17 protein-coding genes and 1 pseudogene are annotated in these 17377 nt (G+C 38.9%); 10 read left to right on the forward strand and 8 right to left on the reverse strand.

Annotated elements, in window-relative coordinates:
* Positions 1-254 precede the first annotated feature (254 nt).
* The 3 genes and pseudogenes from ACIZ62_RS18585 to ACIZ62_RS18595 all read left to right on the forward strand — a co-directional run.
* The gene (locus tag ACIZ62_RS18585; RefSeq protein ID WP_414150899.1) at positions 255-380 is read left to right on the forward strand and encodes a transposase; all 126 of its coding nucleotides are present in this window, start codon (positions 255-257) and stop codon (positions 378-380) included.
* A complete protein-coding gene (locus ACIZ62_RS18590; protein ID WP_414150900.1) occupies positions 377-610 on the forward strand; it encodes a hypothetical protein in 234 nt (77 codons plus the stop codon). Before ACIZ62_RS18585 ends, ACIZ62_RS18590 begins: the two co-directional genes overlap by 4 nt.
* Positions 517-966 (forward strand): annotated as a pseudogene (locus ACIZ62_RS18595) (transposase); the annotation flags it as partial. The gene ACIZ62_RS18590 and the pseudogene ACIZ62_RS18595, both read left to right, overlap by 94 nt.
* 88 nt (positions 967-1054) lie before the next feature.
* Here the strand turns inward: ACIZ62_RS18595 and ACIZ62_RS18600 are convergent.
* A complete protein-coding gene (locus ACIZ62_RS18600; protein WP_414150901.1) occupies positions 1055-1942 on the reverse strand; it encodes an alpha/beta hydrolase in 888 nt (295 codons plus the stop codon).
* A gap of 184 nt (positions 1943-2126) precedes the next feature.
* Between ACIZ62_RS18600 and ACIZ62_RS18605 the strand changes: the two genes are divergently transcribed.
* From ACIZ62_RS18605 to rsgA, 3 genes are all read left to right on the forward strand, one after another.
* Entirely contained in the window at positions 2127-2678 is a 552-nt protein-coding gene (locus tag ACIZ62_RS18605; protein WP_414150902.1) for a TetR/AcrR family transcriptional regulator, read from the forward strand.
* Between the two features lie 402 nt (positions 2679-3080).
* Positions 3081-3497 (forward strand): RNHCP domain-containing protein, encoded by a 417-nt coding sequence (locus tag ACIZ62_RS18610; RefSeq protein ID WP_414150903.1) that lies wholly within the window; start codon positions 3081-3083, stop codon positions 3495-3497.
* Complete coding sequence (rsgA, locus tag ACIZ62_RS18615; RefSeq protein WP_414150904.1) at positions 3484-4542, forward strand: ribosome small subunit-dependent GTPase A; 1059 nt, start codon at positions 3484-3486, stop codon at positions 4540-4542. Before ACIZ62_RS18610 ends, rsgA begins: the two co-directional genes overlap by 14 nt.
* 62 nt (positions 4543-4604) lie before the next feature.
* Here the strand turns inward: rsgA and ACIZ62_RS18620 are convergent, their stop codons facing one another.
* Both ACIZ62_RS18620 and ACIZ62_RS18625 read right to left on the reverse strand, forming a co-directional pair.
* On the reverse strand, positions 4605-4949 hold the full coding sequence (locus ACIZ62_RS18620) for a hypothetical protein (protein WP_414150905.1): 345 nt from the start codon (positions 4947-4949) through the stop codon (positions 4605-4607).
* A gap of 181 nt (positions 4950-5130) precedes the next feature.
* Positions 5131-6594 carry a protein adenylyltransferase SelO gene (locus tag ACIZ62_RS18625; protein WP_414150906.1) on the reverse strand — a complete coding sequence of 488 codons (1464 nt, stop codon included), beginning with the start codon at positions 6592-6594 and terminating at the stop codon, positions 5131-5133.
* 445 nt (positions 6595-7039) lie between these two features.
* Here ACIZ62_RS18625 and ACIZ62_RS18630 point away from each other — a divergent pair, with 445 nt between their 5' ends.
* The 3 genes from ACIZ62_RS18630 to ACIZ62_RS18640 all read left to right on the forward strand — a co-directional run bounded on the left by ACIZ62_RS18630 (position 7040) and on the right by ACIZ62_RS18640 (position 11678).
* Complete coding sequence (locus ACIZ62_RS18630) at positions 7040-9352, forward strand: diguanylate cyclase (protein ID WP_414150907.1); 2313 nt, start codon at positions 7040-7042, stop codon at positions 9350-9352.
* Between the two features lie 75 nt (positions 9353-9427).
* A complete protein-coding gene (locus ACIZ62_RS18635; RefSeq protein WP_414150908.1) occupies positions 9428-10414 on the forward strand; it encodes an ABC transporter substrate-binding protein in 987 nt (328 codons plus the stop codon).
* A complete protein-coding gene (locus tag ACIZ62_RS18640) occupies positions 10317-11678 on the forward strand; it encodes a putative bifunctional diguanylate cyclase/phosphodiesterase (protein ID WP_414150909.1) in 1362 nt (453 codons plus the stop codon). Before ACIZ62_RS18635 ends, ACIZ62_RS18640 begins: the two co-directional genes overlap by 98 nt.
* Before the next feature lie 67 nt (positions 11679-11745).
* Here ACIZ62_RS18640 and ACIZ62_RS18645 read toward each other — a convergent pair whose 3' ends face one another.
* From ACIZ62_RS18645 to ACIZ62_RS18655, 3 genes are read right to left on the reverse strand one after another with little or no spacing between them, the layout of a single operon-like run.
* Positions 11746-12723: a lysostaphin resistance A-like protein gene (locus ACIZ62_RS18645; RefSeq protein WP_414151879.1), complete on the reverse strand. Its 978-nt coding sequence runs from the start codon at positions 12721-12723 to the stop codon at positions 11746-11748.
* A gap of 42 nt (positions 12724-12765) precedes the next feature.
* A complete protein-coding gene (locus ACIZ62_RS18650) occupies positions 12766-14148 on the reverse strand; it encodes a sensor histidine kinase (protein WP_414150910.1) in 1383 nt (460 codons plus the stop codon).
* A 13-nt stretch (positions 14149-14161) separates the two neighbouring features.
* Entirely contained in the window at positions 14162-14866 is a 705-nt protein-coding gene (locus tag ACIZ62_RS18655; protein ID WP_414150911.1) for a LytR/AlgR family response regulator transcription factor, read from the reverse strand.
* 300 nt (positions 14867-15166) lie between these two features.
* On the opposite strand from ACIZ62_RS18655, the gene ACIZ62_RS18660 reads away from it, so the two are divergent.
* Positions 15167-15424: a hypothetical protein gene (locus tag ACIZ62_RS18660; RefSeq protein ID WP_414150912.1), complete on the forward strand. Its 258-nt coding sequence runs from the start codon at positions 15167-15169 to the stop codon at positions 15422-15424.
* 195 nt (positions 15425-15619) lie between these two features.
* On the opposite strand, the gene ACIZ62_RS18665 is transcribed toward ACIZ62_RS18660, so the two are convergent.
* The gene (locus tag ACIZ62_RS18665) at positions 15620-16300 is read right to left on the reverse strand and encodes a DUF4386 domain-containing protein (RefSeq protein ID WP_414150913.1); all 681 of its coding nucleotides are present in this window, start codon (positions 16298-16300) and stop codon (positions 15620-15622) included.
* Positions 16301-16314: 14 nt separating this feature from the next.
* Positions 16315-17220 (reverse strand): helix-turn-helix domain-containing protein, encoded by a 906-nt coding sequence (locus tag ACIZ62_RS18670; RefSeq protein WP_414150914.1) that lies wholly within the window; start codon positions 17218-17220, stop codon positions 16315-16317.
* Positions 17221-17377 lie beyond the last annotated feature (157 nt).

A 17377-nucleotide genomic window follows, 5' to 3' on the forward strand; every position in this document is an offset into this window, starting at 1 on the left:
AGTGATCGGTGATTGAATGAAAATGTGACGAGATTAAGTGAATAAAAGAGGATCTTTTGGTAAAATCGAGCAAAAAAAATAACCCTGTCTGGTATAATATAAATGCAAACAAAACCAACCAAACGGGGTGAAAAATCATGCTTCGACCACAATCAAAACAATCATCATTCCATAGTTTATTATGCAATAAAATCCCGGAAAATCATATCCTAAAACAGATAAAAAACGCTGTTGATTTTAACTTCATCAATTAATTGTTAAAAGATAGCTACTGCGTAAATTTTGGACGTCCCGCCAAAGAACCGGAATTGATGTGTAAGCTGCTATTTCTACAGCATATCTACGATCTTTCCGATGAAAAAGTGATCAGGAAGAAATGAAAGATTCACTGGAAAATTTACCGGAAGTGCCAGACTACCAGGAAATCAGCGATCATAAAGAGGCCAAAAAGGTCATGAAAGACTACCTGGAAACAGTGATCGAAATAGCCGAAAACAGCACAACTCTGGAAACCCCGGAAATCAGACTGTCAACCGGAAATACTATAAGCGGAAACGCAAAGACTGCAAAAATGATTTTCAGGAAGGACATAATTATTACTTCGACGTGAAAATTTGCAAAAGCTGTCCGAAACATGATCAATGTGCAAAAAAGTCGGCCCGCAAAATTCTGAATATTGGGATCAACACCCTGGAATTTTATGAAATCTCCCAAAGTCAGAAAACCGATGAATTCAAAGAGAAGTACAAGAAAAGAGCCAGCATTGAAGGGAAAAATGCTGAGCTCAAACGATTCCATGGACTCGGCCGGGCGAGAAGCTACGGTCTGGTTCCGATGTCCAAACAAGCAAAACTGGCAGCTATTGCAGTTAATTTAAAAAGAATAGCGGCCATCATGACCGCTAAATCTTCTTGTTATTTTGAACTATTTGTCAGTTTAAGAATTAATTTCGTTTTCGGAAAATAATTCAGTCAAATTTTGTGAACTCATCAAAAAAACAGGGCTTTTTCACAGGTCCCGAAACGTCCCTTTGTCATATGATGCTAAGATCCGCTTAATTGCGTTTCGCGATAAAGCTGTTAATCTTATTGACATAGTCCTCTGGACTCACAAGTAGAGCCAGATGACCTCCTTCAAGATTGCGAATCACTGCGGGTTGAGGCATTAATCGAATCAGAGCATTTTTCAGTTCGTCGCTAAATATTTTATCTTGTTCAGAAAAAATTAACAACACCTCATTGCAAAACGATTCAAAATCCACCGGCTTGTGAGTTCCGTATTCATTCATCAAGTCACCCAGCAGCAAATCCATATGACGCCAATAACTGTTTGAAATCGATCCTTTCAGGAGTTCGACAATATCCGATAAATTTTGAGTGATTGCTTTATCGCTGGTCACTTTCTTGAAAGCAAGCTTTAAAAGAAGCGGCAATAATTTTGTGGGTAGGAGTTTGTCAATACGAAGGTTTTTTTTAAGTTTTTTAGGATTTATAAAGTTAACAATTTCCGTAATACCATTATAGGTAAGATCATTATGCATTGAGCATGTCCCTGACAAGATCAAACCTTTTACTAATTCAGGGTGCCTTTTTGCCATCACCTGAGCAAATAAGCCCCCATAAGATTGCCCAACCAAATAAACGTTATGGACATCGAGTTGATAAAATAGTTCAGCTAAAGCATCGGCAAGCTTCATATTTGTTTCAAAAGCTTGGGGATAATTGAAGGTCAATAAACTATACTTATCAATAAAAAAACGAAATAAAAGAAATACGCTATCAGCAAGCCCGGTACCCCCGGCCAGAAAAACTAATGTCACATCCTTTTCAGCGTGTAGGTTTTTATAATAGCGGTACGGAAAAGCGCCTCCGTTTACATTTGTTTTTTTGATCGGCATGATCTTTTCATATTTGTCATATTCACTCTTTACATCAATCATCATTAATCGACCCCTCTATTCTTTTTAAATTATCCTCCATTTAATTAGTTTATACTAACTTATGGTCTGTAAAAAATGGCACACTTGTGCCAGATGTTATTATGTAGTATAATTCATAAAAATATATTTGACAAGATATCAAAAAAAAACGGCACAGACTTTAAAATCTGTGTCAAAAGGTGCAGGTATGAAAGAACTAAAGATTACCCAAACACAAGAATGGATCATCGATGCTCTACTTTCATTGATGAAAGATAAACATTACCGGGAGATTACTGTTAGCGAAATTGTTTCAGAAGCGCATATCGGTCGTAGAACCTTCTATCGATATTTCAAAACAAAAGATGATATCTTACTGTTATACTGTCATGCAATCATGCAGGACTTAGCACATATTATCCTCGATAAAAATAATATGACCTTATATTCTGTTAGCTTATCCTACTTTGAATGCTTGAATCAGTATTTGGATTTTCTCAGATTGATGCAGCAGTCTGAGATGTTGTATTTTATTGGTGACAAATTACCTGAATTTATGGCAAATGTGGCAGTAATGACGGGACATGTCATGCCCAATCAAATTGCTGCCACAGAAAGACGGCAAGATCATTATTATTATGCCTTTTATTTCGACATCGGTGGCTATTGGAGCATCACCACGTTGTGGTTGAAAAAAGAGCCACGTGAAACACCTGAAGAAATGGCCAAAATGATTGTCGAAGTCATATACAAAAGATAGAGGGGATCTTGACATCAAAGGATAATTTTCCAAAATTCCGGTTTTCGCAGTTTGTCATATGACAAACGAAGCTTCTCCGCGTCATACAAATGCAACTTTAAGTTATGTGGTAAACAGGCCCAGGATACCAAAAATGTCTTGTGAATTGTGGCGAAAACAGTTAAAATAATCGTGTGTAATCAGGTTATCTTACAAGAATTTAATCAGACCATCGTTTAAACGTCGGTTTGAGAGACAGTCCATGTATAAAAGTTGGCTTTTTTGCATTTAATTGTCAGATTGAAAGGAGTTTTTATGTTAAAACAAAATAAAGCAGAGCGTGTGGTAAACCGGGAGGTTTGCAAAATCTAATCTCTGCAAAACCTCCCGTATTGTATCCGATACTTTCAGGAGGAAAAAGTAATGAAATATTCAAATAGAGAGAAAAACATTTATCAGAATCAGCCCTGTCAGGAAAGTTTTTTTTGCCGAAATTGTGGTGGTGTCGTTTCATTTAGCGGTGCCGGAACCAAGCATCGTAATCATTGTCCCCATTGTCTATTCAGTCTCCACGTTGATGATTTACCGGGCGATCGATCGGCAAATTGCAGTGGTCTGATGGAACCCATCGGTATCTGGATTCGTAAGAATCAGGAATGGGCGATTATTCATCGCTGTCGACGCTGTGGCCACCTCAGCTCCAACCGGATTGCCGCTGATGACAACCCCATTAAACTAATGTCCATCGCCGTGGCCCCTTTGGCTACTCCGCCATTCCCACTGGAAAGAATGACGCAGATTCTAACCGACACCGAAGGTGGCAAAAATGAGTCGGATTGATCTGAAAAATTACGGTTTGAGCGAAGCATTGCGTTTGGAAACCACTCAATATCCGGAACTTTTTGTCGGTCGCATCCTTTCTCAGTCAAAGGGCATCTACCGGGTTATTTCAGAAAGGGGCGAATTTTTTGCCGAACTGTCAGGCCGGCTGCGTTACACGATTATTCAAGCCGCAGATTATCCGGCCGTCGGTGATTTTGTGATGCTCGATCGTCAATCGGGAGATAAGGGAAATGGCATTATTCATCATCTGCTCACTCGAAAAAGTGCCTTTATCCGCAAAGCTGTCGGTTCATCCAGTGAATCACAGGTGATCACGGCCAATATTGACACCGTCTTTATCTGTATGTCCGTCAACAACGATTATAATCTCCGACGGCTCGAACGCTATTTGAGCCTGGCCTGGGAAAGCGGAGCGACCCCAGTGGTTGTCCTGACAAAAATCGATTTGACTGACGATCTGCTGACCAAATTCAGAGCCGCGGCGGCGAGTGCCATCGGTGTCGACATCCTTGGTATTTCGACGCTAAAAAATGAAGGCTATCAGGATCTGATGACTTATTTGTCGGTTGGTCAGACGGTCGCACTGCTCGGTTCTTCGGGCGTTGGAAAATCAACCCTAATCAATTGGCTGTGCGGTCACAAACTCATCAATACGCAGGCAATTAGAAATGACGACAAGGGCCGCCACACCACCACAAGACGAGAACTGATCCGTTTACCCGGCGGCGGCATGTTAATCGATACACCGGGAATGCGTGAAATTGGAATGCTTGATGTTAAAGAAGGGTTTGACCGGACCTTCCACGATGTGGAAACTTACCTCGGGAAATGCTATTTTCGCAATTGCACGCACACTAACGAGCCCGGTTGCGGAATCTATGCTGCCATTAAAGCTGGTCAATTATCTGAGCAGCGCTGGCAAGCCTATCTGAACCTGACCCACGAAAACGACTATTTCGAGAATAAAGCAATCTATTTAAAAAAGAAAAAGGAAAAGTTTTATCAGATCGCCCGTTTAAATCGAAACAATAAAAAACATTGATGTTAACAAAAAGACCTTATTAAGGAACTATTGTTGAGAATACAATAGTTCCTTTTATTGTTTTAACTAATTTTTGACGAATGATTACGTTTATGATTTATAAATTGCCCAAACATTTCTGAATTACCTTGGAGGAATTGAGTTTTTTTAATAAGAAAAACCATTTTCCTAGAATTAGAGACAAGAACGAAGTGATCATCTTTTTCATAGAAGTACTCAATGTCTAGATAGGTTTGGTTTATAATATTAGCGTATTCAAAGTGATTCTGATAAAAAATCAAAATACCGGCAATATATCCTTGCTCCGGGGGTATCAGCAATCCCGCATCAGATGAAAGATCCCCGCCATTAAAACTCACTTTCAGATTCTTGTTGAAATTTACTGAATAATCCGTTAAACTTGTCATTGAAAGAACTCCTTTTCCCTGATGGTTTTGGTTTTATCACTTAAATTTTATCAGAAATCGGGGTTCTTTTCTTCTTTTTTTGTATTCACCCAATGGATGAAATACCGAAATAGCTGAAACCTGCGGTTTCATGGGCTTTAACGGGTTTTGTTATGTTTTTGTGAATAATATGGTTAAAAAATCACGTTCCACAATAGGTCTTATAGGGACGACTCGAAGATCCCGGTGGTGTCATATATTGCTGATTAAGCGAATCATAATCGTATGGTGATTGAAGGACTTCTAATAACTGTTGCAAGGGCTTAAGGTCACCCTGTTCGTTAGCCGCCTGTAAGACTTTTTCAACCTGATGATTTCTTGGGATGACCACCGGATTCGCTTGTTGCATTAACTGCTTGATGCCTTGATTTGTTTGTGCCGGTCTTTCCAAACGGCCTTTCCACCGATCCAGCCAAGCTTTAAAGGCATCACTTTCATATAATTCAGAGGACTGGGTTTTCTCAAGCGTTAAATCAACAAAGGTATTGGTATAATCGGCCTGATATTCCTTCATTAACCCCAATAAGTCGGCGACCAGCCGCTCGTCGTCCGGCTCTTCATTTACAATACCCAATTTTAAGCGCATTCCCTGGAGCCAGTCCGCCTGATATAAGGAGGGAAAGTTTCGCAATGAAGCTTCAACTAATTTAAGCGCCTGTTCCTGATTGTTATCGATTAACGGAATCAGGGTTTCGGCCAAGCGGGCCAAATTCCATAAACCAATGTTGGGTTGATTCCGATAGGCATATCGTCCCTGCAGATCAATGGAACTAAATACCGTTTCCGGATCATAGCGGTCCATAAAGGCACAGGGTCCATAATCGATGGTTTCGCCACTGATGGTCACATTGTCGGTATTCATGACCCCATGAATAAAGCCCACCAGCTGCCATTTCGCAATCAGTGAAGCCTGCGCTTTGATGACTTCGTCCAATAAACCCAGATAAACATTTTGTTCCGACGCAAGCAAGGGAAAATGCCGGTTAATGGCATAATCAGCCAGAGCTTTGACATCCGTTGCGGTTCCCCACTGTGCTGCATATTCAAAGGTGCCGACCCGCAGATGACTGGCCGCCACCCGGGTTAAAACAGCCCCTTTGAGGGGGTTTTCGCGATATACCGGATCGCCTGTTGTCACGACCGCCAAACTGCGGGAAGTCGGAATGCCCAGATAATGCATTGCTTCACTGATCAGATATTCCCGAAGCATCGGTCCCAACGCCGCGCGACCATCGCCACTGCGCGAATAAGGCGTTTTCCCCGATCCTTTGAGTTGGATATCAAAGCGCTCTCCGGCTGGTGTGATCTGTTCGCCAATCAACATTGCCCGACCATCACCAAGCATCGTAAAATAACCAAATTGATGACCGGCATATGCCTGGGCGATCGGTTTAGCATTTGCCGGCAAGGCCTGACCGGCTAAGATATTGACTCCGTTCTGACCCATTAGCGCCTCAGAATCCAAACCAATTTCTTCTGCTAAAAGCCGATTCAAAATAACAAGTTTCGGCGCGCTGACCGTTTCTAATTCAAGCGGGGTATAGAATAGTTCCGGCAATTCTTTATAACTATTTTCCAAATTCCAACCGATATCATTTTTTTCCATCATTATCACCATTTCTTTCGTTTCACAAAAGGTCACAAACGACCTGAAAACGCTTATCTGCTAACGTTATTCTTGCTGTTTTATCGACACAGCGATAACTGCTCTACATTCATATCTAGGAAACGTTTTGAATGCTATGAAAAAATCTTATTCTATTAAATGGTTCCCATTTGCATTAACACAAAATATAATCGATTGGCATTATGCACACAACATCATGAACTCGGTAATAGAGATGTTATTCCCATATCGCGCAGATGCCAATTTTCTTTACATTTCCCTCTCCACCCCATATACTTTAGTATATATCCATTTTACAGGCATTTAAAATCTTATCTGAAGATAAGATGAGCAAGAGATAAAAAACATGTTTCGGTTAGGTCTGCTTAGACTATTGTAAAAAGGGTAAGATACTGTTAACTTATTATGGAGGAAGGATGAAAAGATGGAAAAGAAAAGCATCTCTATCCGGATGATTCTCATCCTTATGTTTATAATGATTATGTGTGCCACTGTGGGGAGTATTAGTTTCATTATTTATTCAAACTGGTTGTCGTCTGCTAATGAGACCTTTACTCAAATGGCCAAAGACATGAATGCCGAAATTGTCAGAGAACTCGATGATTTTGTGAAGGTTCCACTTCATATCAACGAAATTAATGTTAACGCTTTAAAATATGACATTATTGATTTGTCCGATGCGAGAGAGCGGGATGCATTTTTTGTCAATGTTCTAAAAACCCATAGCCCTGATGTTTATAGTTTTAGCTTAGGCCTTGAAAATGGCGACTATTATGGGGCCCGGCGAAACAATCAAAATATTCCAGAAATTATGCACAACAATACCCAGACGGGAAATTATTCATGGTATTATTCAGTCAATGATGATCTGACAGCAGGGGAGCTTGTCTTGTCAGCCGGAAAATTTGATCCACGCAGCCGAGACTGGTATAAGGCTGCAGCTGAAAAAAAAGAGCCCGTCTTTTCAAACATGTATAAGCACTTTGTGTTAGACGATTTGGCAATTTCGGCAGCTTACCCTGTCTATGGAACGGATGGAGTGCTAAAAGGTGTGCTGGGCACCCACATAACACTGACTCAGATTAATAATTTTCTTAAAGCGAACGTCACTGACAAAAAAGCCCATGCCGTTATTATTGAAAAAGAAACCGGCAACCTGATTGCAAACTCACTTGACCAGACCAATTTTATCGCCTTAAATGACGGTGGCGTCAAGCACGTCAACATTGAGGAAATTGAGGATTCAAGCATCCGTGAAGCCTATGCCCGTTACAAGCATACCGGAGTCATGCAGGATCACATTGATGTCAAAACAGATCGAGTCGCAACCTATATTACCGAATATCAAAAAGACGGTTTAAACTGGCTGGTGGTTACGACCATTCCTGAAAGTATTTTTACTACCGGAATTTTTCAGAGCATTCAGTTAACCATTGGGTTAACTGTACTAGGCTTAATTTTATCTGGTTTGGCCTTCTATAAATTGACGGCAATGGCTTTTAAACCAGTGGATGATTTGATCGAATCAACAGCCGAATTTACAAATGGAGACTTATCAAAACGGGCCATCATTGCCCGAAATGATGAGATTGGCAAAATTGCCACGGCCTTTAACACCATGGCAAAAACCATCGATTCACTGATTAATGAACTGGAGATGAAGGTAAACAAACGAACAAAAGAATTGAAAGAATCGAATGCATCTCTTGAATTTTTAAATTATCATGATGCACTTACCGGTCTCTATAATCGCATTTATTTTGAGAAATCTTTGAAAGATCTCGATAATCAGCAGAATTTTCCCATCGGTTTGATTTTTGGCGATGTCAATGGACTAAAACTAACAAATGATATTTTTGGTCATGCTGCTGGCGATATTCTTTTAAAGCGTGTTTCTAATATTATGAAGCAGACCTTTCGGGAAAAGGACATTATCGCCAGAATCGGTGGTGATGAATTTGCCATTCTGCTTTTAAACACCGAATCTGAAGAAGTTTACCAACTGATGAGAGCGGTAAGAAAGAGTTTTTCTAAAGAAAACATTGTCGGTTTAAAAGGTAGCATTTCATTGGGATGCGATGTCAAAAGCGGTCCCGGAAAAAGTACTGATGAAATGCTTAAAAATGCCGAAGATGCCATGTATCATAATAAAACAATGAATCGGAAAGGTGTTAATGCCAAACTGATCGAAAATGTGATCGCAACCCTTCATCATAGGAGCCCCATTGAGAAAAGCCATTCTGAGAATGTCAGCCAACTCTGTGAACAAATTGGTCGATTCATTCATTTATCACCGTCAGAGCTTAAGCGCTTAAAGGAAGCCGGCTATCTCCATGATATTGGCAAGGTTATTCTCGATGATCAAATGCTTAATAGGACTCGGAAGTTTGGCGAAGATGAAAAAAAGACTTTTCAGGAACATTCGGTTGTCGGGTATCGGGTTTTGAATATGTTTGATGAAACCCTTAATTTAGCAGAATCAGTCCTTGCTCACCATGAACATTGGGACGGTTCGGGTTATCCCAAAGGGTTGAAGGACGAAGAAATTCCACTCTTGGCACGGATAATCGCAATTGCTGAAACCTATGACACCCTAACCAACCCAATGATTGGAATAAAAAAAAGTCAGGAAGAAGCCATTGCCGAAATTATCACCCTCTCAGGAAAAGATTTCGATCCGGAAATTGTCAACGCCTTGGTTGGCCTAATGAATCCCCCTTCCGGTAAACAAAAATAGAATAATCAAAGAGAGAATACTTGCGGTTTTAAAGGGTAGAAACACAACACATTAGCTGACAAGGAGAAATAAACCATGGAAATAAAAAATAGTAAAAGACATCAAATAATCCTGATTCTCGGTTTGATTGGCGTGTTTTTCCTGATTTATTCTCCTTTATCAGCCAAAGCAGCCCAGGACAACCGAGATGTTTTGTTTATTAGCTCTTACAGCGAGAGCTATGAATCGGTACCACAGCAACTAAAGGGGATCCAGAGTGCCCTTGAAAAAGATGTGATTCTTGAAATCGAATACATGGACACAAAAAGATTTGATACGGCAGAGAATAAGCGTTTGTTTTATGAGCACTTATCCTACAAGCTAAAAAACTTACCGCCCTACGAAGCCATTATTGTAGGCGATGATAACGCCCTAGAATTTGTGATGGCTTATCACGATGAATTATTTCCCAACATACCCGTCGTTTTTTTTGGTATCAACGATTGGGAGCGTGCAAAAAAAGCCGCCGCCCTTCCACTTTTTACTGGTATGGTGGAAAAGTTTTCCATGGATGAAACCATCAGAATCGCGAAGACCTTTAATCCTGATGCCACCAAGGTGATCGGCATTGTTGATGCGACCCTTACCGGACAGGGCGATGAGGGTCAATTTCTGATGACGCAATCAGACTTTCCAGATATGAGCTTCTCGGTGCTAAACGCCTCGGAATATCGTTTTGAAGAACTCGGACCGATCCTGGAATCCTATGAGGATGATGTGATTTTATTGTTTTTAAGTGTGAGTGAGGATAAAACCGGGGCATATTTGAGTTTAAATAATGGTTATAAGCTACTTCGAGATCATGTCAAAATACCCATATACCGAACCAGCATCGGAGGCATCGGTGACGGGATTCTAGGTGGGAAACTAGTTGACTATGAGGCTTTCGGGCGGATCTCCGGTGAATTGGTCATGGATGTCTTAAATGGCAAATCGATGGAAAACGCAGATTTATGGAATCTTGATGGATACTACAAAAATGAAAGAACAGGAAGACTATATTGCCTATCTGGCGACGCATGATTTTTTAACCCAGCTTCCCAATCGGATGAGCTTTTTAGAAAAACTCCAGGACGTATTAATGAAAGGAGAATCAGGAGCTGTTTTGCTATTTGATATTGATAATTTCAAAGGAATCAATGATACCCAGGGCCACGTATACGGGGATGAATTACTGAAAGATATAGCCCTTCGACTGCAGCACATTTCAAATGAAAAACTGTTTGTTTCACGTTTAGGTGGCGACGAATTTCTGGTTTTGATCGAAAATGTTAACCGCAAAAGTGAAATTGAGCAGTACGCCAATCGCATCCGAAATGCATTTGAAGCGTCATTTGTTTTAAATGGCAAAGCAAACTTTGTCAGTATCAGCATGGGGATTACCTGTTTTCCGGAGGACAGTAATGAAATCAATCAGATCATTATGAACGCTGATACCGCCATGTATCATGTCAAGCATAATGGGAAAAATAGTTTTGCGTTTTATCATCGTAAAATGAAAGACGTGATGAACGAAAAAATTGAAATTGAAATGATTTTAAGAGAGGCCTTAAAAAAGAATGCGTTTAAACTCCTGTATCAACCGCAAATTGATTTAAACAGCGGCAAAATTCATAGCTTTGAAGCATTACTGCGTTTAAAAGATCATAGCCTCAGGCCGGATCAGTTTATTCCGGTGGCGGAGGAAACGAATCTGATTATCAGTATTGGAAGGTGGGTTGCCAAAGCGGCCATCGAACAATTTGTGGACTGGCGCAACAAAGGGCTTGGTGAAAAAACCATTGCCATTAATTATTCTAATAAACAGTTAAGAGATCGCGATTTTATTATTTACTTGACGCAGCTGGTAAAATTAAATAATATTAATCCGGAATTAATTGAGATTGAAATCACCGAGAGTTTTTTGCTTGAAAACAATAGTGAGACAATGGCTTTTTTGCATGGATTAAAAGAAGAAGGGTTTAGAATCGCTTTGGATGATTTTGGCACCGGGTATTCTTCTCTTAATTACCTAACCTATATTCCCGTTGACAAGGTTAAACTGGATAAGACCATTAATGATAAGTTTTTAAATCTTGCCAATAATCGCGTCATGGATAGTTTAATATCACTCGCCCATAGTTTAAAGCTAGAAATAACGGCAGAAGGGATCGAAGAATGGGATCAATACTTGCAGTTAAAACAAGGGGGCTGTGATTATATTCAGGGGTATCTATTTAGTAAACCGGTCGAAGCGAATGCGGCGGAAAAATTGTTTGACCATCCTTTTATTATGCTAAATGAGTAAAAGCACCAGGCGTTTAGTGCTAAACCGTAAGAGCCTTTCGTTTGGCATACCCGTCACTCCCCACTTTCTAAACCGGTAGCTTTTCGATTCCAGATATTCCTTGCAGTATTTGAAAAGCGAAAAAAATTAATAGCCATATTGAAGTAAAGGTTACTACCAGTAAACCTTTCTTGACCTTTATCGCTTTGATGAATTTCTTCATTTCTTTTCTTTTTACTACGATAATTGCGATAGTGCTGATAAAGAAAATGCCTTCAATCACATAAAACACAATGGCTTGCGTGGACTCATTTAAATTTGAAGTCAGAAAGGAAAGCAAATCGCCAAAGATAAAATTATTAATAATATGTAACAGGATCGCCCATTTTATCGAATAGTTCATGGCTACATAGCCAAATATCAGACCTACCAGAGTAGCAAAAATACTTTGAATCAGATTACCATGAAACGCTCCGAAAATCACTGCGGACATAAAAATGGCATAATAGGTTCCGTACTTTTGAAACCCTCTCATGACAAAACCGCGAAAAATAATTTCTTCCGCAATCGGACCAATAAAAGAAGCATATAAGAACATCGATATCGTGCTGCTACTACTGGATGCACTCTCAATCTCGCCTAAAATGCTAAGTCCAAACTGGTTGAGAGAAGCCTCAATTCCTGCACCTAGCAAGCTAAACATAGCCTGAGCAGACATAAAAATCGTTAGTATTACCAAAAATGATACGCCGGTCATTTTCTCTTGCGAATGAAACATTAATTTCCGATAGTCACAGTTTCGAAAATAAAACAATAAAAAGAGTAAACCTACGAACACCGCAATGATACTTGAGGTCCCACTATTTATTGCCTCACTCGCTATTTTATCAAAAGCAGAATCCATATTCGCATCATTACTCGTAAAATATGGTACGACTCTTCGAATCATATCAATAATAACAATCAAAAACATCATCAGTTCATAGACAAGGACACCTCTGGCCAACTTGTTTGTGTTTTTTTTGATCGCTTTTTTTTCCCATTGCTCTTCATTTGTTTCAATCACATTTTTCAATATTTTGATCTCCTTTGCTCTGTTTTGTATCAATCATAACTCCGGAGCTTTTTCTAATGTCACATTTGTTGTGAACTGTTTTGATTTTGTTGTAAGCTGCATAAACAAAATGATCTCCAACACAAAAAACCGCTGTTCTCCCTCATTTTCCAAGTAATACTCCATATGCCCCTTATATTTTTCGACTGCCATTCTTATATTGCCCAAACCAAAGCCATGATTAATACAATTCCTCTTTGTTGTTAAAAAGAAAAAGGCGGCCTCGCCTTGCTCCACCGGGTTGCGAAACATCAGGAACTGCATTGCATTCTGCTTTTTAAACTGTATCTGTATTTCCTTCTCGGGAATGCAACTGTCTTTTAACGACTCCACGGCATTGTCAATGGCATTGGAAAATATGGTGCAAAGGTCAATGGCATCAATCGTCAGATATCCCAGTTTTCCCTCTATCGAAATCGCTATCTGATCCTTTTTGGCATTGGTCAACTTTTCATTTACGATAGCATCCACGATATCATTACCAGTGTGTAGTTCTCTATCGATCTGCTGTATCTGTGTATTTAAATCGAGAATGTATTGACTGGTTTCTTCATATTTTTTCTCCAAAATTAGATTGTATAAACAAACAATATGATTTTTCATATCGTGGTGTACTCTTCTCGTCTCTCTTTGCGTTTCCTGATACGTCTTAAAATGCTCTAATTGTGCTTTTAGATAATGTTCATTAAGTATTGCTGCCTGTTGGAAATAAGTCTTACTATTTCCCTGAATCACCATTGCTATTATTGACGTTTCTAAAAAAGCGATCATGATCATTCCGAAACCTACAAAGCTTTTGGCATAGAGCGATGCGATTTTAAATTCATCCACAGATAAAACTAAAACAGAAAATATTAACAGCAACAAACCGGTTGCGTTGGTTAAATTTCTTTCCCAGTTGGATAACGTTCTATTTTTGACAACTTCATCAAAACGCCGCCTCCATTTTTTTCCTTTCCACAAAAACAGTATAAAGCTTATCCAGAAGATGATATCAAATATTCCCATCCAGAAGGTATAGGTATCAATAATGGAATTCATCGACTGTGAAAATAAATACAAAAAAGAAAGGGGAATGATTATCGTAGAAAATATCATGCCTGCAATTGGCAATACTAAAAACAAACCCCTGAGCTTATGTTTTCTTCTTGAAAGAAAAACCAGTACACAAAAAAATAGAAAGGGCAAGACAACTTGCAGTTCGCCTTCACTATCGAAAAAACAGAACACAAACTCACTAAACAAAAATGTTCCAAAAAAGAAATACCATGCGCGCAAATTATGAAAAAACTGTTCAAAATATATGTACTTTCCAATTAAGATGAATAAAATTAACAGTTCTGCGCTGCCTATTATCATATATAATTTTTCAAACATAGCTTCACCTAACTCATCCCAATATACGTAAATAGTTCATCAGTGATATTTTAAAGTCACTCCTTTTCCCTCTGCCAAGTGGGATTTCATTGCCATTTTTCATCATGATTTTCTTTCCATCAAAGGATTTGACAAATCCCAGATTGATCAGATAACTGCGATGTGGCTTGTAAAACAGCTGCTTTGGCATTTGTTCTTCCATATCACTCAGTTTTTTCCGGATTAAATAGCGGGCATCTTCCATGTACACATTGATGTATACATTTTCACTTTGGACATACTGGATATCCACCCAGTTTACCACCCTGGTTCTTTCTCCATCCTGTAATTCTATTTTGCTATCCAGTAACCTTAAGTTGTCAAAATCCTGTAGCGTCTTCATTAGTCTTTCCATTCGCAATGGCTTATCAAGGAAACGGAAGGCATCGACTTCATAGCCTTCCATTGCAAGTTCCGTATGGCTTGTTAAAAAGATAATCGGAATGGACGGATTGATTTTTCTAATTCGTTTGGAAGTTTCTATGCCATCCTGATACGGCATTTCAATATCCATAAAAATCATTTGAAATTCTAGCGGATATTCCTTAAATCGTTCCACAAAATCTATTCCGGAGGAGAATACTTCGATTTCAACCGCTAATATACCATAATACGCTTCAAGTTTCTCCCGTAAAACCTTTTGAAAATTGACCTCATCATCACAAATTGCGATCTTCATTCTATCACCTTAAATAACTTAACCGTTACCTCAATTTTAAACGCTTATTAAAATTTTGTTCTTACTTTCTATCTAAATGCACTTGACAAGGGGGCGCTTAGCTTGTCATACTTGTCTCCTCAAGGTCTGCCACACCTCATCATTCCCAAATCAAAAACGCCAATTTTCTTTACATTTCCCGCTCCACCCCTTATACTCAACATATGTCCATTTTACTAGGGCCTTTAAAAACTTATCCGATGTAATAACACATTGATGATCGAGAGGTAAAAAAACATGTTTCGACTTTGGGGAAAACTCATGAAACACAATAAATTTCTGGAAGAAAAAGTTATCGCAATTGATAACAACTCTTTGAATATTAATAACAAAATCCAAGCTGCTTTAGAGATCATCTGTCATGACTTTGATTTGGAAAAACCGATGTGGTTTGACAAAAACACAAAAGAACTTAGGCAGATTTCCAAAACATCTTTTCATGAAGACCAGTTTATTGAATCGATTTGGTTTGATTATTTAGAAATCGAAATTATCGACGATGGAAAAAAGAAATCATAACATGAGTGTTTTTTATTAATATACCATCTATTCGTTAACATGACAAACGAAACTTCCTTTTATCAGACGGTGACTTCTGCCCTAAGAAATTTTGCAATCTGTGCTGCGGCGGCTTCCTCATCGGTCAGTTCACTGGTTTTATAAGCACAATACCGACTTCATGCAAACATCCATATTTCGTGCCTACTGTTGCTTTTATTCCGTAACCCTCTTTTCCGGTTGCACTTTTATCCCTTTAATTAAAAGCCAAATGAGTAATAGTACTTCACCCCAAAACGTAAATTGAGTAATCTTTAACTCAAAGTCAGGCAAAAGGAAAAATACAAAAAAATCAATTAAATAACCAACCCCGGCAATTGCTAAAAGTATGCCTAAAATTCTAGGTATAAAATTCGATTTAAAGACTAGATACCCAAGAGGCAATAACCAGAGACCAAAGAATATATGTGCAATATAATTTCCACCCTTGCCTAAATCCAAGTATAACATCGCCTGCATCGGTCCTTCTGTAAATATCGGAAAATAGTCAGCACTGTTTAGGATTAACAGAGCCGCCAATTTATTGAGTACATTAATACACGTTATCGCACCGCCTACCAGAACAAATGAAACCATTAACAGCCCCTGATTTCTATTTACTGCCTCAAATAGCGTATATAACACATACCCCAACATAATCCAACTTACCGCCATAATCAGGTCGTTTACCATGCCTAATCGAAAAAGCCATTCAGAATCCAAGATATTCTTAGCGGTTGCAGCCACATCTCCTGCTATGATCAGTCGGCCTCTCACATATGGTGAAAAAAATCCTGTTATGGCCACAGCTAAATACAGAAGTCCTGCAACTCTAGCGGTTCTTTTTTTCGTATCCATTATTTTCTCCCTCATCAATTCCGATATTTTACAGGTGACATTCCGGTCTTGTTCTTAAAGAGTTTTGAAAAGTGTTGAGGATACTCAAATCCCAATTCAACGGCAATCATATTTACGGGTTTTTCTGTCTCCCTGAGTAAGGTTTTTGCCTTTTCAATCAAAAAGAAATGGATATGCTCCTGCGTATTCTTTCCTGTTTCTTTTTTCAATAGATCACTCAAATAATTAGCTGAGTAGCCCATTTTCTGAGCACAATATTTGACACTTGGTAACCCATCTAGTGCTGGCTTAGCGGAGTTGAAATAGCCTTTTAGAAGTTCTTCAAATCTTACAATGACCTCCTTATTCACTTTTGCTCTAGTGATGAATTGTCGCCCATAAAATCGCTTGCAGTGGTTTAAAAGCAATTCGACATATGAAATGATCAAATCCTGGCTGAAAACGTCAATGTTCTGGCTGAACTCGTCGCTCACTTCATTTACAATCGTTGTAATTTTAATCTTTTCCTGTTCTGATAGATGTAGTGCTTCAGTACTCGTATAGGAAAAAAACGTATACTGATTCATCTTTTGTGCCAGTGAACTTTTGTAGATTAGGTCAGGATGAAAGCAAAGAAGCCATCCACTGTAGCTTTTCACTTCTGAATTGTCTTCATCCACTTGCAATTCCTGTTCAGGTGCCATGAATGTCAGACTTCCTTCCTGAAAGTCGTAATATTGCCGACCATATTTATTTCTGCAACTATTGCCTTCCTTTAAGCTAATTGTATAGAAATTTGTGAAAACATGAATCCCAAGCGTTGACACAGTCGGATCTATTTCCTTTATATCAATCAGCGTTATCAGTGGATGTTTCGGCTTCCCATAACCGATTAAATCATGTAATTGAGAGATTGATTCAATTCTAATACTCTTCTCCATCGCTCTTCCTTTCCAAATCCATTGGCGATCACTAGCCTGGCTTTGTTGTTTATTCAATAATATTATTAAAGTGTTAAAATATAAATAGATATATTACCGAATTACTTATACATTTTACTTATTTCGGGATTTAGACCATATGCTTTGATCAGACAAA

It is taken from the genome of Acetobacterium carbinolicum, assembly GCF_047456275.1.
GTDB classification, from domain to species: Bacteria; Bacillota; Clostridia; order Eubacteriales; family Eubacteriaceae; genus Acetobacterium; species Acetobacterium carbinolicum.